Origin of the sequence: Paenibacillus taichungensis (assembly GCF_050994985.1) — a bacterium.
Lineage (GTDB): Bacteria > Bacillota > Bacilli > Paenibacillales > Paenibacillaceae > Paenibacillus > Paenibacillus taichungensis.
The window spans coordinates 3627579-3647640 of sequence record NZ_CP194720.1 but is presented as its reverse complement, the minus strand read 5'-3'; the positions used below and the strand labels follow the sequence as shown (position 1 = coordinate 3647640).

The 20062-nt window shown below is 47.0% G+C and carries 18 protein-coding genes and 1 pseudogene; 18 read left to right on the top strand and 1 reads right to left on the bottom strand.

Going from position 1 to position 20062, the window contains the following annotated elements; translation table 11 throughout:
- The first annotated feature begins 436 nt into the window (after positions 1–436).
- The 18 genes and pseudogenes from fapR to ACR1R9_RS16165 all read left to right on the top strand — a co-directional run bounded on the left by fapR (position 437) and on the right by ACR1R9_RS16165 (position 18689).
- Positions 437–985 carry a transcription factor FapR gene (fapR, locus tag ACR1R9_RS16250; RefSeq protein WP_205525006.1) on the top strand — a complete coding sequence of 183 codons (549 nt, stop codon included), beginning with the start codon at positions 437–439 and terminating at the stop codon, positions 983–985.
- A complete protein-coding gene (gene plsX / locus ACR1R9_RS16245) occupies positions 982–1977 on the top strand; it encodes a phosphate acyltransferase PlsX (RefSeq protein ID WP_064639094.1) in 996 nt (331 codons plus the stop codon). The genes fapR and plsX overlap by 4 nt, the downstream gene beginning before the upstream one ends.
- Positions 1978–1985: 8 nt before the next feature.
- On the top strand, positions 1986–2975 hold the full coding sequence (locus ACR1R9_RS16240) for a beta-ketoacyl-ACP synthase III (RefSeq protein WP_063564927.1): 990 nt from the start codon (positions 1986–1988) through the stop codon (positions 2973–2975).
- Positions 2976–3002: 27 nt separating this feature from the next.
- A complete protein-coding gene (gene fabD, locus ACR1R9_RS16235) occupies positions 3003–3935 on the top strand; it encodes an ACP S-malonyltransferase (RefSeq protein WP_076289479.1) in 933 nt (310 codons plus the stop codon).
- 37 nt (positions 3936–3972) lie between these two features.
- Positions 3973–4722 carry a 3-oxoacyl-[acyl-carrier-protein] reductase gene (gene fabG / locus ACR1R9_RS16230; protein WP_063564667.1) on the top strand — a complete coding sequence of 250 codons (750 nt, stop codon included), beginning with the start codon at positions 3973–3975 and terminating at the stop codon, positions 4720–4722.
- A gap of 151 nt (positions 4723–4873) precedes the next feature.
- Positions 4874–5107: an acyl carrier protein gene (gene acpP / locus ACR1R9_RS16225; protein WP_024630176.1), complete on the top strand. Its 234-nt coding sequence runs from the start codon at positions 4874–4876 to the stop codon at positions 5105–5107.
- Between the two features lie 180 nt (positions 5108–5287).
- A complete protein-coding gene (gene fabF, locus ACR1R9_RS16220; RefSeq protein ID WP_024630177.1) occupies positions 5288–6526 on the top strand; it encodes a beta-ketoacyl-ACP synthase II in 1239 nt (412 codons plus the stop codon).
- 13 nt (positions 6527–6539) lie between these two features.
- Positions 6540–7238, top strand: coding sequence for a ribonuclease III (gene rnc, locus ACR1R9_RS16215; RefSeq protein ID WP_024630178.1), 699 nt, complete (start codon positions 6540–6542; stop codon positions 7236–7238).
- Between the two features lie 375 nt (positions 7239–7613).
- A complete protein-coding gene (gene smc / locus ACR1R9_RS16210; RefSeq protein ID WP_076289480.1) occupies positions 7614–11183 on the top strand; it encodes a chromosome segregation protein SMC in 3570 nt (1189 codons plus the stop codon).
- Positions 11184–11258: 75 nt separating this feature from the next.
- Positions 11259–12272, top strand: coding sequence for a signal recognition particle-docking protein FtsY (ftsY, locus tag ACR1R9_RS16205; RefSeq protein ID WP_310852596.1), 1014 nt, complete (start codon positions 11259–11261; stop codon positions 12270–12272).
- A gap of 144 nt (positions 12273–12416) precedes the next feature.
- Entirely contained in the window at positions 12417–13064 is a 648-nt protein-coding gene (trhA, locus tag ACR1R9_RS16200) for a PAQR family membrane homeostasis protein TrhA (RefSeq protein ID WP_076289482.1), read from the top strand.
- 258 nt (positions 13065–13322) lie between these two features.
- On the top strand, positions 13323–13673 hold the full coding sequence (locus ACR1R9_RS16195) for a putative DNA-binding protein (protein ID WP_076289483.1): 351 nt from the start codon (positions 13323–13325) through the stop codon (positions 13671–13673).
- 65 nt (positions 13674–13738) lie between these two features.
- Positions 13739–15115 carry a signal recognition particle protein gene (gene ffh, locus ACR1R9_RS16190; protein ID WP_024630183.1) on the top strand — a complete coding sequence of 459 codons (1377 nt, stop codon included), beginning with the start codon at positions 13739–13741 and terminating at the stop codon, positions 15113–15115.
- A 54-nt stretch (positions 15116–15169) separates the two neighbouring features.
- The gene (gene rpsP / locus ACR1R9_RS16185; protein WP_024630184.1) at positions 15170–15442 is read left to right on the top strand and encodes a 30S ribosomal protein S16; all 273 of its coding nucleotides are present in this window, start codon (positions 15170–15172) and stop codon (positions 15440–15442) included.
- 23 nt (positions 15443–15465) lie between these two features.
- Positions 15466–15696: a KH domain-containing protein gene (locus ACR1R9_RS16180; RefSeq protein WP_024630185.1), complete on the top strand. Its 231-nt coding sequence runs from the start codon at positions 15466–15468 to the stop codon at positions 15694–15696.
- 240 nt (positions 15697–15936) lie between these two features.
- Positions 15937–16449 (top strand): ribosome maturation factor RimM, encoded by a 513-nt coding sequence (gene rimM / locus ACR1R9_RS16175; RefSeq protein WP_326067091.1) that lies wholly within the window; start codon positions 15937–15939, stop codon positions 16447–16449.
- Between the two features lies 1 nt (position 16450).
- A complete protein-coding gene (trmD, locus tag ACR1R9_RS16170; RefSeq protein WP_433923193.1) occupies positions 16451–17218 on the top strand; it encodes a tRNA (guanosine(37)-N1)-methyltransferase TrmD in 768 nt (255 codons plus the stop codon).
- Between the two features lie 214 nt (positions 17219–17432).
- Positions 17433–18689, top strand: a pseudogene (locus ACR1R9_RS16165) (hypothetical protein).
- Between the two features lies 1 nt (position 18690).
- Here ACR1R9_RS16165 and ACR1R9_RS16160 read toward each other — a convergent pair.
- Positions 18691–19659, bottom strand: coding sequence for a polysaccharide deacetylase family protein (locus ACR1R9_RS16160; RefSeq protein WP_326067089.1), 969 nt, complete (start codon positions 19657–19659; stop codon positions 18691–18693).
- Positions 19660–20062 lie beyond the last annotated feature (403 nt).

Below are 20062 nucleotides of genomic sequence, written 5' to 3'. Positions count from 1 at the left end.
TAGCACTTCATTTCGATGAGGTGCTACTTTTTTTAGACTATAGCATCGCAAAAAAGACCCTTTCTACCTGTACTCTATCTTCTTGAATAAAGTTCAATATACGTATTTGATATTTTAGTAAGGCTCATTACGGGTTGTATTCAGGACTGTGAAGCCAGGCTCCGCAAGGCAGGATTGTTTTTGTTCAGCCAGCCTTTCTTTTTGACACGGGATGAGATATACTATAGTTTAGTACCAGGTTCTAAGATTTGACGTTACATAAACATGAACCATAATATGTGTGAGAACGACCCTGCTGAACAGGGATGCAACTATAGAAGCAACGTGAAAGAATATATTGAACTGACCGGATTAGGCGGTTCCTTAAACGATACAGCGGGGGGTGTCAGGCATCGAACGTGTACCGAAGAGACAGAGGCAGCAGCAGTTAACCAAAATGATCGAAGACAACCCGTTTGTGACGGATCAGGAACTTACACGCCAATTGAAGGTGAGTATTCAGACGATTCGTCTCGACAGACTGGAGCTTGGGATTCCCGAGCTTCGGGAGCGGATGAAACTGATGGCGGAGCGTTCCTATGATCAGGTGCGCTCCTTGCCCCTGCATGAGATTATCGGTGATATTGTGGACTTGCAGCTGGACAAGAGTGGGATCTCCTTGTTTGAGATTAAGGAAGAACACGTATTTTCGAGAACGGGCATTGCTCGGGGACACTATGTTTTTGCACAGGCCAACTCATTGGCTGTAGCCGTTATTAATGACGAGATTGCACTGACGGCTTCCGCAGACATTCGTTTTGTCCGTTCGGTCCATTTGTCTGAGAAATGTATTGCGAAGGCTTATGTGAGATCGATCTCGGGTCAAAAGGGCAAAGCCAAAGTGGAAGTATTCACATATGTGGGTGAAGAAATGGTGTTTCAAGGCAACTTTGTAATCTACCGTTCAGGTGGAGAAGACAGCGTAGAAGGAGGTCATTTGGGATGAAAATCGTCATTGATGCCATGGGAGGCGATAACGCACCTGCGGCAACAGTAGAAGGTGCGATCGCCGCGGCAACGGAATGGGCGGATACACAGATCGTCCTGGTCGGCGATGAAGCCAAGCTGGAACCTCTTCTGAGTCAGTCAGGTGCCAAACCTGCTAATCTGACTATTCGGCATGCTTCCGAAGTGATCGGTTCGGATGACGAACCGGTGAAGGCAGTCCGTCGCAAGAAGGATGCCTCCATGGTGGTTGCAGGTCGTATGCTTAAGGAAGGCGAAGCAGACGCCATGATCTCAGCGGGCAATACCGGAGCGCTGATGACAGCCGGCTTGCTGGTGGTAGGCCGTATGGAAGGTATTGAGCGCCCGGCGCTTGCGCCCATGATTCCAACGATCGATGATGTGGGTGTACTTGCACTTGATCTCGGCGCGAATATGGATGCTAAACCAGAGCACCTCGCACAATATGGTCTGATGGGAAGCTTGTATCGGCAAAAAGTGCAGGGAATCGCGTCACCAAGAGTGGGTCTGCTCAATGTGGGAACGGAGCCTGGTAAGGGGAATGAGTTAACCAAACATGCTTATCCATTGCTCGAGCAACTTCCAATTCGTTTTGTTGGTAACGTAGAGGCCCGTGACGTGCTTACAGGCGCATGTGATGTGCTTGTATGTGATGGATTTGCCGGGAATATATTGCTCAAATCCCTCGAAGGCACAGCGGGTGCCATTTTCGCTCTGCTTAAGGAACAATTCTCATCGTCGCTCAAAAGCAAACTGGCTGCTGCTGTGCTCATGCCTGAGCTGCGCGGTTTGAAGCGGAAACTGGATTATACCGAGCATGGTGGTGCACCACTCCTCGGTTTGAGCAGACTTGTGGTGAAAAGTCATGGATCGGCTGATGGCAATGCCATCAAAAATGCTGTGCGCCAAGCACGGATTGCAGTACAGAACCAGCTGGTGGAGAGCATATCTAAGGAAATTAGCGGGAAGTGAGTGACGACATGAATAATTTGCGCCCGGTAGGGGTTATCGGTACAGGTAAATATGTACCAGAGAAAATTTTGACAAACAGCGATTTGGAGAAAATGGTCGATACGAATGATGAGTGGATTGTCAGTCGTACAGGAATCAAGGAACGTCACATCGCTGCACCGGATCAGGCGACTTCGGACCTGGCATACGAGGCAGCTATTAAAGCACTTGAATCTGCTGGCATGACTGGCAGTGATCTTGATCTGATTATTGTGGCAACTATTACACCGGATTCTTCATTCCCTTCTACTGCTTGTATTTTGCAAGATAAACTTGGTGCCAAGGGCGCTGCGGCATTTGACTTGTCTGCTGCCTGCTCCGGATTTGTATACGGTCTGGCAACAGCAACGAGCTTTATCCAAAGCGGCATGTACAACAATGCACTTGTTATTGGTGCAGATTGTTTGTCTCGTATTACTGACTATACCGACCGTAATACCTGTGTGCTGTTTGGCGACGGAGCGGGCGCGGTTATCGTTGGTGAAGTGCCGGAAGGCCGTGGATTTAAATCATTCGATCTCGGAGCTGAAGGTGCGGGTGGAAGCCTGCTTCAAATGGAGGGCGGCGGTTCCCGTCTGCCTGCATCCGTAGAAACAGTTGAGAACAAAAAACATTACATTTACATGAATGGCCGTGAAGTGTTTAAATTTGCAGTACGGGTGATGGGTACAGCGACAATCGAAGTACTGCGCAAGGCTGGCCTGGAGCGTACGGACGTGGATCTGTTTGTTCCTCACCAAGCCAATATTCGGATTATCCAATCTGCAATGCAGCGACTTGAGCTTCCAGAAGAGAAAGTTGTAGTCAATGTGGATAAATACGCGAACACATCTGCAGCCTCCATTCCGCTTGCTTTGGTAGAAGCTGCTGAAGAAGGCCGCATGAAAGCCGGAGATACCGTGCTTATGGTTGGTTTTGGTGGCGGTTTGACGTGGGGCGCATCGGTACTCGTTTGGTAAATTAGACAGCTGGGAGAGATGAATTGGATGGGTAAAATAGCATTTGTATTTCCCGGACAGGGATCGCAGACTGTGGGCATGGCCAAGGACGCATATGAGTCTGTGCCTGCGGCAACAGAAATTTTCCGTACAGCCGATGAGACGCTGGGTTTCTCGCTGAGCAATCTTGTTTTTGAGGGACCAGAGACCGAGTTGAAACAGACATCAAATACGCAACCGGCTCTGCTGACAGCAAGTATTGCATTGTTTGAGGCTTTTAAAGAAAAAGGAATTCAGCCTGATTATATGGCTGGACACAGTTTGGGTGAATACAGTGCACTGGTCGCGGCGGGCGTTCTTTCGTTCGCGGACGCGGTAAGCATTGTGCGGGCACGCGGTCAATATATGGAACAGGCTGTTCCTGGTGGACAGGGTGCGATGGCTGCGGTATTGGGTGCGGATCGGGAAGCGCTGGGGGTGCTTTGCCGGGACGTATCCGAAAGTGGTCATGCAGTTGAACTTGCTAATATCAACTGTCCGGGACAAATCGTGATTTCCGGTGTGAAGGAAGGGGTAGCTGCTGTCGCTGAACGGGTTAAGGAAGCAGGCGGCAAACGTGCCATCACACTTGAAGTAAGCGGTCCGTTCCATTCTTCCTTAATGAAGGGTGCAGCAGAGAAGCTGGCTGAGAAACTGAAAACTGTTTCGTTCTCACCCGGAGCGGTCCCTGTAGTCGCGAATGTGACTGCAAGACCTGTGGAGGACGGTAAGGTTCAGGATTTATTGACAGCTCAGGTCTATTCTCCGGTTTTATGGGAAGACAGTGTGACATGGCTTATTGAGCAAGGTGTAGATACTTTTATCGAGATTGGCTCTGGCAGTGTGTTAACAGGTTTGATTAAAAAAACAGATAAAACCGTTAAACTGTACAATGTAAACAGTCTTGAGACGCTCGAAGCAACGGCAGCTGCACTAATTTGATTAACAATGATTAGATTTGGGGAAAGGAGGAATGATTATGTCTAAACCATTACAAGGCAAAAATGCGCTCGTTACTGGTGCGTCCCGTGGTATCGGGCGTAGTATTGCACTCGCTTTAGCCGAGGCAGGTGCCAACGTGGCCGTGAATTATGCGGGCAGTCAAGCGGCAGCTGAGGAAGTAGCTGAAGCGATTCGCGCCAAAGGTGTCCAGGCAATTACGATTCAAGCGAATGTGGGCCAGATGGATGAAGCCGAACAAATGGTCAAAGCAACGATTGAAGCGTGGGGCAATGTTGATATTCTTGTCAACAATGCTGGAATTACCCGTGATAATCTGATCATGCGTATGAAAGAAGAGGAATTTGATCAGGTAATCGAAACCAATCTCAAAGGGGTGTTTAACTGTCTTAAGGCGGTTACGCGTCCAATGATGAAGCAACGGTCTGGTAGAATTATCAATATCTCCTCTGTTGTGGGTGTGCTCGGAAATGCTGGACAAGCAAACTATGTTGCTGCCAAGGCAGGGGTCATCGGTTTAACGAAGGCATCTGCACGTGAGCTTGCCTCCCGCGGCATCACAGTTAACTGCGTTGCACCAGGATTTATTGAGACCGATATGACGAAGGAATTGTCCCAGGAGATCGTGGACAACATGTTGAACGGTATTCCGTTGTCCCGTCTGGGCCAGCCGGATGAAATCGCCGGTGTTGTCACGTTCCTGGCTTCAGAAGCTTCATCTTATATGACAGGGCAGACACTGCATGTTGATGGTGGCATGTACATGTAATTCTTCCCGGACTTGAACAATAGTCGGGGAACAGGCGCTGGACGATCCGAAATGCCGGAAAAAGGCCGGGTTCCCCGGCCGGGAGCCGCATATGTCTTCTATGGCATTTTGCCTGCGATTCTCGTATAATACCAAGGAGGAGGTGAACCGGATGTCCGATGTATTGGAGCGTGTAAAACGCATCGTCGTCGACCGCTTGGGCGCAGACGAAGCTGAAGTTACACTTGAAGCATCTTTCAAAGAAGATTTGGGTGCTGATTCTTTGGATGTAGTGGAATTGGTCATGGAATTGGAAGATGAATTCGATTTGGAAATCTCTGATGAAGATGCAGAAAAAATCACGACCGTAGGTGAAGTTGTAAACTACATACAATCTCATACCTAAAGTCAATTCAGTCCCGCACCTGTTTTCGAACAGGCGGGACTTCTCATCATTCATTGGTTTTTCTCATTCCGCAAGCGGCGCAGGTCAAACGGATCTTCGGGTCCTGCTTGGCTAGACGTCTGCTTGCGGATATTCCCACAAAATACTTGCGTAATGCAGTCGATATAGAGGTGAGTCGGTTTGAAACAAAGAGTTGTAATTACCGGAATGGGCGTAATGACATCGCTCGGAAAAGATTTAGAAACGTTCTGGGGCAGTTTAATGGCAGGCAAGTCCGGAATCTCTCAGATTGAGGCGTTTGATGTAAGTGAATACACCACTCAAATTGCAGCCGAGATCAAGGATTTCAACCCGGAAGAGTACATGGATCGCAAAGATGCACGTAAAATGGACCGTTTTGTTCAGTTCGCTGTAGCAGCTGGCTTCAAGGCCGTTGAAGACAGTGGTCTGAAAATTGACGAGAACATTGATGCAGAGCGTTTCGGTGTGTCGATCGGATCGGGTATCGGTGGATTGGGTACTTGGGAGGACCAACATAATGCATTGCTGCAAAAAGGTCCTAAACGCGTAAGCCCATTTTTCATTCCGATGATGATATCCAACATGGCTTCTGGCCAGATGTCGATTTCTCTCGGGGCGAAAGGTCCTAACATCAACGTGGTAACGGCATGTGCTACAGGAACACACTCCATTGGAGATTCCTTCAAGCTGATTGCAAACGGTGATGCGGATGCGATGATTTGTGGCGGTGCGGAAGCTACCATTAGACCAACTGGTCTGGCTGGGTTCTGCGCAATGCGTGCCATGTCTACACGTAACGATGATCCGGCTAAGTCGAGCCGTCCTTTTGATACAGAACGTGACGGGTTTGTTATGGGCGAGGGCGCAGGTGTTCTGATCCTTGAATCCCTAGAACATGCTCAAAAACGTGGTGCTCGTATTTATGGCGAAGTGATTGGTTACGGTCTCACTGGCGATGCACATCACATGACGGAGCCTGATCCGGATGGAGCAGCTCGTTGCATGAAGATGGCTCTTCGTAATGCGGGTATCGAACCAGAAGAAGTGGACTATATCAATGCACATGGTACATCAACACCTGTGGGTGACAGATCCGAAACGCTTGCGATCAAAAAAGCGTTTGGTGATCATGCGTACAAGCTTGCGGTGAGTTCAACCAAATCGATGACAGGTCATATGCTTGGTGCTGCTGGTGGCGTGGAAGCCGTAATCTGCGGATTGTCGTTGACACATCAGACGCTTGCTCCAACGATCAACCTGGAAAATCAGGACCCGGAATGTGATTTGGATTATGTTCCAAACGTTCCACGTCAAACTAAAGTCAATATTGCCATGTCCAATTCATTTGGGTTCGGCGGTCACAATGCCACCATTATTCTCAAAAAATTTGAAGCATAAGGGGCTAGTTCGTTTGAGTGAAGATCTGAAGCAGTTACAACACAAACTTCAAATCAAATTTGACAACAGGCAGCTTTTAAAACAAGCGTTTACCCATGCTTCTTATGTAAACGAACACCGGTTCAGTCAGCATCAGGATAACGAGCGTCTGGAGTTTCTGGGCGATGCCGTACTGGAACTGACTGTGTCGGAATACTTGTATCATTTGTTTCCTAACCGGCCGGAAGGTGAATTAACTAAGCTGCGGGCATCCATTGTCTGCGAGCCTTCCCTCGTCAAATTTGCTGAAGCGTTGGGTTTTGGGCAGTATGTACTTCTTGGTAAAGGTGAGGAACTGACGGGAGGACGAACTAGACCGGCTTTGCTAGCGGATGTGTTTGAATCTTTCATCGGTGCATTATATCTGGATCAGGGATTGGCGCCTGTCCGGACATTTCTGGATCAGCATGTATTTCCGTTGATCGTTCTGGGCAGCAAGTTGCAGATGAGCGATTACAAAACGGAATTGCAGGAACTCACTCAGCATCACAATATGGGAGCTCTGGAATACCGTATTGTTGAGGAACGGGGCCCTGCCCATGAACGGGAGTTTGTCTCCGAGGTCCATATGGGTCAAGAACGGCTAGGCAGAGGTACAGGACGTTCCAAAAAGGAAGCCGAACAACAGGCTGCATCTGCAGCGCTGGATCGACTGAAGCTTCCGGAAGCCTGAGCTTTACCGTAAGCGCATAGACAAACGAAGAGCAAAGAGCAGCCCGCGGGTCCGCCTGGCGGAATTTATCGGCCGGACTGCTTTTTGCTCTTTTTTTTGTAAAGAAGACCAGGGGAGGTTGCCTGATCTTAACTAAATAAGTTGGACCTTATTTTTACACAAAACGAAGAGTGCAGAACCAATCTTAAGAAGCGAAGCGTGCGCCTTTATCACCGGATTTTTCCCTCGGACCAATGGAATAAAGAAAATCTTGGGATAAGAGCGATCGAAAGATGGTACTGCAATTGAAGTGACAAGGTGTAACATTTCTACCCAACTTATATAGGCGCTGAATGCAACATTTGAAATTTGCAAGAGGAGGTGACGGGAAACCCTATGTTTTTGAAACGGATTGAACTGGGTGGATTCAAGTCATTCGCCGACAAAACGGAAATGGAGTTCGTTCGTGGTATAACCGCGGTTGTGGGCCCGAACGGAAGTGGGAAAAGTAACATTTCAGACGGCATACGCTGGGTTCTTGGGGAACAAAGCGCCAAATCACTGCGTGGTGGCAAGATGGAAGATATTATTTTTGCCGGCAGTGATGCACGGAAGGCTGTTAATTATGGTGAAGTTTCGTTGACGCTGGATAACGAAGATCATGCGCTTGCTTTGGATTTTGGCGAAGTAACGGTAACGCGTCGCGTACATCGCAGCGGAGACAGTGAATATTTTATTAACAAGCAGTCGTGTCGGTTGAAGGATATTACCGAATTGTTTATGGATACCGGAATCGGCAAGGAAGCTTACTCGATTATTGGACAGGGACGAATCGAAGAGATTCTGAGTACCCGTTCAGAGGATCGCAGGGGGATCTTTGAAGAGGCATCAGGTATTGTTAAATATAAATCTCGCAAACGGGATGCTACTCGCAAACTGGATGAGACGGAACAGAATTTATTACGTATTCATGACCTGGTCACCGAATTGGAAGACCAGATTGGTCCGTTAAAGGAACAATCGGAGAAAGCAATCCACTACAAGGAATTGCGTGGACAGCTGAAGTCACAGGAAATCTCCATGTATGTGTATCAGATTGAACAAATTCATGCTTCCTGGAGCAAGGCGAATCAACGACTTGAATCATTGAAAGAGGAAGAAGTCGGATTGGCGGCAATCGTCTCCACTCATGATGCCAAGCTGGAAAGTGACCGCAATGCACTACGTACGCTGGAAACGGAGACGGAACAGCTGCAATCGGCCTTATTGCAATTCAGTGAAGCAACAGAGAAAAGTGAAGGACTTGGGGAACTGCTCAAGGAGCGTTCGCGTCATCTGCAGACAAATCAGGAACAGCTCAAAGTGACCCTTGCAGCGAGTGAAGAGAGACATCGGGAGCGTGAAGCCGAGTTACTTGCATTACGCGAAAAGTTTGCCAAGCTTGAACTGGAATTGAGTGACGTAAGAAATCGTCTGTCCGAAGAAGAAGCCAAACTTATCGGTGTCACTGGTGGTATTAGCCAACAGCAGGAGGAAAGCCTTAAGGGCAACTTGCTGGAACTGATGAATCAGATGGCTCAGACAAGAAATGAAATTCGTTACGCAGACCAACAGAAAGAAACGCTGGAACGGCGAATGAACCGAGCGACTGAGGAATCCGGCAAGTGGGAAGGCCAGAAGGAAACGCTGGAAGCCCGCAAAACGGAGATTGAGAAAAAAGTTGTTCGTTTAGGCAAGGAAATCAGTGATCTGCGCGGTGGTTATATTACGGAAAGTGAACGTCTCCAATCGCTGCAGAAGCTGCTCGAAGAAAGCCGGGGCACTGTCCGTAAATGGGAACAGAAGCGTGAAGCCCAGGTCTCCCGTCGCGATACAATGAAAGAAATGCAGGATGATTTTGACGGTTTCATGTTGGGTGTCAAAGAAGTTCTTAAGGCATCACGCAAAGGTACACTGAACGGGGTTCATGGAGCTGTTGCAGAGCTCGTTAAAGTGCCTGAGAAGATTGAACTTGCGGTAGAGACGGCGATGGGCGCTTCCCTGCAGCATGTCGTCATGGAGAATGAGTCGGTTTCCAGACAGGCGATTGCTTTTCTGAAACAACGTCAATTGGGCAGAGCTACGTTCCTCCCGCTGGATGTTATTCGTGCACGTACCATTGGTGCAGGGGAACGTTCGATGATCGAAGGCATGGATGGTTTTGTGGGAATTGGTGCGGATCTTGTACAATACGAATCCCGTTATGCTGCGATCATTGGAAGTCTGCTCGGAAATGTCATTATTGCAGAAAAGCTGGAGGATGCCAATAAGATCGCAGCTCGCTGCCAATATCGTTTCAGGGTCGTAACCCTGGAAGGCGATGTGGTTAATGCGGGTGGTTCGATGACCGGTGGTAGCCAGCATAAGAAAAATGGTAGTCTGCTCAGCCGCAAACGGCAGCTGGATCAGCTGGATCAAGATATTTTGGATACCGAAAATCAGATCGTAAAACTGCATCGCAGTGTGGAGGATGTAAAGACTCAGCTGGAGCAGTGCCAAGATAAGCTGGACGAGCTGCGTCAGTCTGGAGACGACACCCGGAATGCAGAACAGCAGGCTTCAATGGAAATGAAGCAGGTTGAGCATGAACTGCGTCACGTACTGGAACAGGTTGCCGTAGCCGGGCAGGAAAAGAGCGGGTTTACTGAAGAAATCAAAGAAATGGATACAGCCCGCGATGTTGCTGTGAAGAAGCTGGAGCAACTTGAGGAAGAAGAGAAGGCGACTCATCGTGCCATTCATGCCGCAGAATTTGCGCGTAAAGCGAATGAATCCGCGAAGGAGGAATTGCAGACCCAACTCACCGATCTGAAAGTCCGAGAGGGGAAACTGGATCAGGAGCGATTCTCCAACGAGGAGCAGTTACGGCGTCTGGAGCGCGAAGTGGATTCACTGGTGAAGGATCTTCGTCAAAATCGCACGTTGCTGGCCTCCATGGAAGCCGATCTGAAGAAAACAGAGACTGAGAGTGTTAAACAGATTGAAGATCTTAACCAATATAAGCTGAAAAAAGCGGAATCTGCACAGGAGCTGGACTTCAAACGTGCTGCCCGAAGCGAGCTGTCGAAGAAGCTTGAGCTTGCCGAGAGTGAAACGAAGGAACAGCGCACACAGCTGAAAGCTGTGGAGGAACAGATGCGACAAACGGAAATTTCCGTGAACAGACTTGATGTTGAGTTGGAAAACATTCTGCGCAAACTGATGGATGAGTATGAGCTCGGCTATGAACTTGCCAAGGAGCGTTATCCAGTACCGGAAGATGTGGAGAGCACACAAGCTGAGGTTCAGAAACTGAAGCGCAGCATTGCGGCTCTCGGTGACGTCAATCTGGGAGCCATCGAGGAATTCCAGCGGGTTAACGAGCGGTATGAGTTCCTCAGCACGCAGAAGAATGACCTGGTCGAAGCCAAAACAACGTTGTATCAGGTTATTCGAGAAATGGAAGATGAGATGGCCAAACGATTCAAGGCAACATTTGATGCGATTCGCCGGGAGTTCGGCACGGTCTTCACCAAGCTGTTTGGCGGAGGGCGCGCGGATCTTGTATTGATGGACCCTGAGCGTTTGCTCGATACGGGCATAGATATCGTCGCCCAGCCACCAGGCAAAAAGCTGCAAAACCTGCAGCTATTATCCGGCGGGGAACGAGCGTTGACCGCAATGGCCCTTTTATTCGCTATACTGCATGTTAAGCCTGTACCGTTCTGCGTACTGGATGAAGTGGAAGCGGCACTGGATGAAGCCAACGTGGTGCGTTTTGCCCAGTATTTACGTGAGTTCTCGGAACAAACACAATTCATCGTTGTTACACATCGCAAAGGCACAATGGAAGAAGCGGATGTGCTGTATGGCGTCACGATGGAAGAGGGCGGAGTATCCAAGCTCGTTTCGGTTAAACTGGAAGATGAGGAAGCTGTCATTGCCTAATCTTTGAGTTGGTTGTCACGCATGAACTCATCTAATATCATTTAAACTAAGAAATGTACACGATGGAGGGGCTTTATGAGTTTTTTTAAAAAGCTGAGAGACAGCATTGCAAGCAAAACGGAGTCGGTTACCAAACAGTTCAAGGACGGGTTGGAAAAGACACGTAAAGGCCTTGTAGAGAAAGTGTCGGATCTCGTTATCCGCCGCAAAAAAATCGACGAGGAATTCTATGAAGAATTGGAAGAGATTCTGATTGGAGCCGACGTAGGTGTCAATACGGTCATGAAACTGATTGAAGATCTGCGTGAAGAAGTCAAAAAACGCAAAATTGAGGACGCGGCTGAACTTCAGCCTGTATTGTCCGAAAAACTGACGGCTTTGCTTCGTGGCGAGCAGAATAATGAACTGAAAATGAATCCGGATGGCATCACGGTCATTTTGTTTGTTGGTGTTAATGGTGTTGGTAAAACAACAACGATTGGCAAGCTGGCCCATCGCTTCAAACAGCAGGGTAAAAAGGTCATCATGGCAGCAGGAGATACGTTCCGTGCCGGAGCAATTGAACAACTCGAAGTATGGGGACAACGTGCCGGTGTGGAAGTGATCAAGCAACAATCAGGTTCTGACCCTGCCGCTGTAATGTATGATGCTGTACAGGCTGCGAAGCAACGGGGTGCTGATGTATTGCTCTGTGATACTGCGGGCCGTCTGCAAAATAAATCCAATCTGATGGACGAACTCAACAAAATCTATCGTGTCATTCAACGCGAAATTCCGGAAGCACCTCATGAAGTATTAATGGTGCTGGATGCAACTACAGGTCAGAATGCACTGAATCAGGCCAAACTCTTCGGAGAGAAGAGCGGGGTAACTGGACTTGTACTGACGAAACTGGATGGTACCGCCAAAGGTGGTATTGTTGTTGCGATTCGTCAGGAGTTGGATCTGCCTGTGAAGCTGGTCGGACTTGGTGAGAAAATTGATGATCTGCAGCCATTCGACTCGGAGCAATTCGTGCATGCGTTGTTTGCGGGACTGATTCAGGAACAGCCAGCTGAAAGTGCTGAAGAAGAGGAAGCTAATTCCTAGAACCATTAATAAATAGCATGAATGAATAGCTTTAACCGTATTGCCAGTGATATACGTGATAAGTGTCACGTGTAATGTCACTGGCAATACGTGTATAATGGGAATAAAGAAGGCAAGGCTAAAGGGCTAGAAAGGACGGTTGATATGGCCAATACCTATACCTATTCCCGTCGTGAGGAAGTCGCCAATGCGGTAACTCATGGAATCGGCGCTGCACTCAGCGTAGCTGCACTGGTGCTATTGATTGTATTTTCGAGTATGAAAGGCACGGCTTGGCATGTGGTCAGTTTCACGATCTACGGGATCACCATGCTGCTGCTCTATACGAGCTCCACACTCGTGCATGCATGGAAAGATGGGAAAGTGAAAGATTTATTTGAGATTTTTGACCATTCATCCATTTATTTGTTTATTGCCGGATCGTACACTCCGCTTTTGTTTATTGCTGTTCGTGGCACACTTGGTTGGACCCTGTTCGGTGTGATCTGGGGAATCGCATTATTCGGTGTGATCTTTAAGGCATTTTTCACGAAAAAGTTTCTATTCATGTCCACGATTTTCTATATTGCAATGGGCTGGCTCATCGTTATTGCCTGGCAACCGCTTATGGCTGCCATTCCTACAGGCGGAATCGTGTTGCTGGTTGCTGGAGGTCTGATGTATACACTGGGGACGCTTTTTTATGTGTGGCGTGGATTTCCATACCACCATGCGATTTGGCATCTCTTTGTGCTAGCAGGCAGTATTCTTCATTTCTTCATGGTACTGTTGTACCTGACACCACTTCGCTAGAACGGTAGATAACGTTAAACGAATCGGCTCCATCTGTGGAGACCCATTCGTTTTTTGTTTTATATAATGGTTGCAGCAGGTCGTATTCAACTGTAGAGGAACGGCTAAGAGTAACCATGTAGGCAGGAAAAATGAGTGTAAAATGAACGTTTTTATTGTGACAAGTATTTTTGCTTGACAACCTGATTTGTTTTAGGTATTATTAGGAACGTTGCAAGAGTGTAAAGTGTTTTTCCTTGACGAAGGGAGTGCCCCGTTATGAGTCAAGAAAACCGGCTTGAGAAGACAAACCGGATTAACTTGCTGTTTGCTTTCTATGAACGGTTGCTTACCGAGAAACAGCAGACGTTTCTAAAGTATTACTTTCATGATGATTTCTCGCTGGGCGAGATTGCAGCCGAGTTCGAGATCAGCCGCCAGGCGGTATACGAGCATATCAAACGTGCCGAACAAGTGTTGGAAAATTACGAAAGCAAGCTTGGCTTGCTGGAGAAGCACGAACGGCGCAACCGTAATCTTGAAGATTTGCAAAATGCATTGGAGCGCGCAGGCGTTTCCATTGATAACAACCAACAAATAAACGATATTATTCAACAGCTCAGAGAGTAGTTTATAAGAGTTGAACGAAACGTATCGGTCCTGAAAACAGTATTACAGCTTAAGGAGGTGGGATCATGGCATTTGAAGGATTAACGACCCGATTGCAGAATGTGTTCAGCAAGCTGCGCGGCAAAGGCAAGGTGTCTGATGAAGATGTTGCTGAAGCTATGCGCGAGGTACGTCTGGCATTGCTCGAAGCGGATGTAAACTTCAAAGTGGTCAAGGAATTCATCGCCAAGGTGAAAGAGAAGGCTGTCGGCAAAGAAGTGATGGAGAGCTTCACGCCCGGAATGGTCATTATCGACATCGTAAACAAGGAACTGACGGATTTGATGGGGGGAAGCCAGTCGAAACTGGCCAAAGCCAACAAACCGCCTACGGTACTGATGATGGTTGGTTTGCAGGGTGCAGGTAAAACGACTACATCCGGTAAACTGGCTAAGATGCTGCAAAAGCAAAATAGCAGACCGTTACTTGTTGCAGGAGATATTTATCGTCCAGCAGCGATCAAACAGTTGCAAGTTCTCGGCGAGCAGATCAAAGCGCCAGTATTTACACTGGGAGATCAGACAAGCCCTGTAGAGATCGCACGTCAGGGTCTGCAGCACGCCAAGGATAACGGTAATGACTACGTCATTATCGATACAGCTGGACGTCTGCATGTCGATGAAGAACTGATGGAAGAACTTCGTCAGATTCACAGCGTAGTGAACCCGGATGAAGTACTGCTTGTCGTAGACAGCATGACTGGTCAGGATGCAGTTAATGTGGCAGAACACTTTAACCAGCAACTTGATCTGACCGGGGTGGTTCTGACTAAGCTTGATGGAGATACTCGTGGTGGTGCTGCACTGTCTGTTAAAGCAGTCACTGGTTGTCCAATCAAATTTGCTTCCCTTGGAGAGAAACTGGACGCACTTGAGCCTTTCCATCCAGAACGTATGGCTTCACGTATTCTTGGTATGGGTGACATGCTCTCTCTGATTGAGAAGGCGCAGTCCAACATTGATACCGAAAAAGCCAAGGAAATGGAACGGAAGATGCGTAATGCAGAATTCACGTTCGAAGATTTCCTTGAGCAAATGGATCAAGTGAAAAAGCTGGGGCCAATCGATCAGATCATGGATATGATTCCTGGTATGGGCAAGATGAAACAAGCCAAGGACCTGAAAGTTGATGATAAACAGATGGGCCGGATCGAAGCGATCGTGTACTCTATGACGACCGAAGAGAAACGCAACCCGGATATGATCAACCATAGCCGCCGGAAGCGGATTGCTACAGGTAGTGGAACATCCCTGGCCGAAGTAAACCGTCTGATCAAGCAGTTTGATGAGATGCGCCGCATGATGAAACAGTTCTCAGATATGATGGGACCTAAAGGTGGCAAAAATAAAGCGATGAAGCAGCTTAAGGGTCTGGGTAAAGGGATGAAGTTTCCTTTCCGTTGATTCCAATGGCAGCTGAACGATATACAGATTTCATTGAAGGAGGTGAATTTTCAAATGGCAGTTCGTATTCGTCTGAAACGTATGGGTGCTCACAAAGCTCCTTTCTACCGCGTAGTGGTATCGGATTCCCGTTCCCCACGTGACGGTCGTTTTATCGAGGAGATCGGTTACTACAACCCGGTTGAACAACCGGCTGTTGTTAAGATCGATGAAGATAAAGCATTGCAATGGCTTCAAAACGGTGCACAAGCATCCGACACTGTCCGCAACTTGCTGAGCAAAGCGGGCGTGATGAAGAAGTTCCACGAGTCTAAATTGACTAAATAAGGTGCTGATTCGGAGGGTCATCTATGGAAGAATTAGTAAGCATAATTGCTAAGGCTTTGGTCGATCATCCGGAAGATGTGGCGGTTCGGACGGTTGAGAAAGACCGGCTTGTCGTTTATGAGTTAACCGTTCATCCTGACGATGTTGGGAAAGTGATTGGTAAACAGGGACGAATCGCAAAGTCTCTTCGTACGGTCGTCACATCAGCAGCAGTTAAGATGGATAAACGGGTAACCGTTGATATCATATCTTAAAGATATACGAAAGGGGGTTAGGATGCATGTCCTAGCCCCTTTTCGTGCATGCTGAAACTTAAATCATAGGATTGAAATAGCTCGTCAAGTATGATGTTCTGCGGAAGAATTGAAGGGTAACGGAATCGATTCTGAAGAAGCGTTAAGATAACAGCGATCCGAAGAACGATTCGTAACCGGAGGGGCGCAGGAAGATCATCACATATGAGTACCAATATGAATGGAGTGTAGGAGGAAAGTATGGCAGAGTTTATGAATGTAGGTAAAATTGTCAATACCCATGGAATTCGCGGCGAGGTGAGAATCATGCCTCTAACTGATTTCCCGGAAGTGCGTTTTGCGAAAAATGCAGAGTTGTTTTTCTTTACACCAGATAATCATCCAGTCATGGTTAACGTGGAATCTGCACGTTTGCATAAGAATATGTATATTCTTCGTCTGAAAGAGTATGGCAACATTAATGAAGTAGAGAAGTTTAAAGGCGGCATGGCCAAAGTGTTAAAAGAGAATCTGGCAGAGCTGGAGGAAGGTGAGTACTACTTCCATCAAATCGTTGGGTGTTCTGTCATCACCGAAGAGGGTGAAACACTTGGAACCATCTCTGAGATTTTGACTCCTGGAGCGAATGATGTATGGGTTGTCAAAACGCCTGCAGGTAAAGAAATTCTGCTTCCGGTTATTGATGATGTTGTTCTTGACGTGGACGTTGCAGAGAAGCAAGTCAAGGTTCACCTGATGGAAGGGCTGCTGTAACATGAAAGTGGATGTATTAACCCTATTCCCGGAAATGTTTGACGGTGTGTTCGGAATTAGCATTCTGGGCAAAGCCCAAACCAAAGGACTTGTATCTTTGGGAGCAACAAACTTTCGAAATTTTGCGACCAACAAACATAATACAGTTGACGATGCACCTTACGGCGGAGGTGGGGGTATGGTATTGAAGCCAGATCCCATCTTTGCTGCTGTCGAGGATGTATTAGAACAACGGGGCGAAGCTGCGGCAACGATGAAACCCCCACGTATCATTCTAATGTGCCCGCAAGGTGAGACGTTCACACAGAAAAAAGCAGAGGAACTTGTACAAGAAGATCATCTGATTTTTATTTGCGGACATTATGAAGGCTACGATGAGCGTATCCGAGAGTTTCTCGTAACGGACGAATTGTCAATTGGTGATTACGTGCTGACGGGTGGCGAACTGCCTGCGATGGTGGCGATTGACAGTATTGTACGCCTTATTCCGGGTGTACTGGGTAATGAGACAAGTGCTGTAACGGATTCATTCAGTACCGGATTGCTTGAATACCCGCACTACACACGTCCTCCGGAATTCAGAGGTATGAAGGTTCCAGATATGCTGTTATCCGGACATCATCTGAATATTGAGGCATGGCGCAGGGAGCAATCCTTGCTTCGTACGCTGGAACGCAGACCGGATATGTTGGAGACGGCGGACTTGACGGACAAAGAACGGATTTGGCTAAATAAACTTCGTTCCGAACGTGAAAAGAATGTAGAGTAATTTGATGATATTTCGTTTGAGCACGTAAATAATCTCTTTCGAAAGCCTGAAAGACCAGCCTTGTGTTATATAGGTTGGTCTTTTTCTATATTGAACATTTTTGCCGCTTTGAACATTTTTGCATGTTCCGAAATAGGGTTGTATAAACTGAAAAATTTCTTTATCGTGATCTCAGCTAGAAGCGTATGAAGACGACATGCTGAGGAGGAAGAATATGAATCATCAGCCGTATGAAGTTGGAAGAGTGAATATTAGCGAAGCTGGAGAGCGCTGCAAGATGCTTCTGGGAGATCTGAATGGAGATGGCAGGCTTGAGATGCTGTTGGTGCAGGCAGATGGTGGCATAGATGACCGTTACGTCCCGCATCAGGTATGCTGCTTGTCGGCATATGATCTGGATGGAGCTTTAATATGGCAGGTCGGGACACCGGACCCGAATGCTGGCGGTCCAGGATCAGACTATCCCGCTCAGATTGCAGATTGGGATGGGGACGGAAATAATGAAGTGCTGTGTGTAATGAACAAACAATTGCTTATCCTGGACGGAAGAACCGGAGAGATAAAGAAGCGTCATGAGTTGCCTGGAGAGCAAGCGCATGACTGTATTATTCTTGCAAATCTGACTGGTGACCAACACACAATGGATATCCTGCTGAAGGATCGGTATAAGACATTATGGGCATTAGATCATGATTTTAATTTGCTGTGGAAGCATGAAGGCAATATAGGTCATTTTCCGTGGGTCTACGATATCGATGGGGATGGTAAAGATGAAGTGATGGCCGGGTATGACATGCTGGATCATGATGGAGCATAATTATGGTCCTGTCAGAATCTTGATGATCACGCAGACTGTATATGGTTTGGCGATGTGGACGAGGACGGGGAGGTTGAAATTGTTATCGGTGGCAGTGTCACGGTGATGATGGATCGGAACGGTAATGAAAAATGGCGTTATGAGGATACGATTGAATCACAGCATATTGCATTGGGGAAATTTTATGGAGAAAGACAAGGATTACAGATTGCTGGCCTGGATCGGATTATTCGTGGAGATGAGAATGGTAAGGATGGAATGTTTATGCTGGATAGCGACGGAAAGGAACTTTGGAAAGAAGATCGTAAAACTCGTGGGTGGTTAACCATTATTGAGCCTGTACGCAACTGGGATGACAGCGGGCTTGACTATATCCTGGTTTATCGTCGAGGTGGAGGTGTCCTACCATCTTTGATTAATGGTAATATGCAAACGGTTGCAGCGTTTGGAAAAGAGGGCTACGCCGTACATGCAGACTTGTGTCAGAGCGGAAGGGAACAGGTCATCATCTATGATGCACATGAGGCGGTGATCTATTCCAGCTCAGTGATGGAGGTAACCACTCCAACCTCTTTGGGCATAAAAAGAGCCCAGCTTCAGCCAAAAAGGCTGTATAGCTCGACTCTTTATCCAGGCGGGGAAGTTTCAATCTAGCTTAATGACTGATCTCTACGACAGGAAGGATTTCCTGTTGTTGGTCTGATTCAGGATGGAGCAATGCAGCCAAATCGGTTCCTGTCGTAACCGTTAATCGTGGGAGCTTCATAGGATTATCCCCAGGTCGAACAAATCCTGAACGTACGGAAAAGGCCATGCGATACCCATTTTGCTGCAGCTGATAGATCATCTGCGTGCTGGTATAACCGAAAGGGTAGGCAAGATACGGCGTATCAATACCAGTTTCTTTCATCAGCTTGACGTCATCATTGAGCAAGCTTGTATCGAGTCCGACGGGCACGTTGTCGCCGCAACGCATATATCCCTTGTGATGCAGGTTATAGGTATGGCTGTTAAACTCAAAGACGTCTTTAGCGGCATGCATCTCCTGTTTGGAGATAAACGTATTTTTGGCAGGATCAAAAGGTGAAGGCTGATCCTGAATTTTGCTGCCGATTACAAACAGGGAAGCATGGAAATTATATTTTTTGAGCACAGGGTAGGCTAAAGTATAATTGTTCTGATACCCATCATCAAAGGTGATGACAATGGATTTTTTGGGCAGGGAGATCTGTCCATTCACGTATTGCTCTAGCTGCTCCAGTGTAATTGTGTTGTAGCCTTCTTCATGCAAATATTTCATATTTTCTTCGAAGTCTTCCAGATTAATGATCGATTTGTTGTTTGTTTCATGATTATTAATTTTGGGCTGTATGTAATGATACATCAGTACAGGTACTTCAGTAGCCGAATCTTGTGCGATGTGAAAGGTAGCCAGATCAAGTGCAGGTTTGCTGGAATAATCGGAGTGAGACATTAGAAATGCCTTACGTTTGACCATATCCCAGGACGTGCATGCTTTGTGAGACATTGCATTGGTAGGATGAGTTACCGCATACGCATACATTGTAATGGTACAAGTGAGTAATGCGAGTGCAGCAAGAGCAATTTTTTTGAAGTATTTCATAATTCGTTTGGTTCTCCTTTTGCCATTTCATTTCTTCGTGGAATTACATTTTTAGATGCATCACCATGTAATCCAACAAGCTATATCATAGACGATCTTTCTTGACAGAAAGTTACAGTATTTTTTCCGTCTAATACTTGACTTATTCATGGATACTAATTATGACAATCCATAGGGCGAAGCTTTGATGTCCATAAAGGAATTGTGCAGAAAAGCGCATGGACAGGTGTATTTTAATGGAATTGTAATGTGACTATAATAAAATTCAGGACGTATTTAAAATGAACGTTATAGCGGATAACGTCTATACTGGAGTAAAGGAAATTAATGAGAATTAAAGGGCATTGAAAAATCAAAGAGTTCTGTCAGCAATTTGTTTATTTTTCCTTGTGTTTTGTTATGG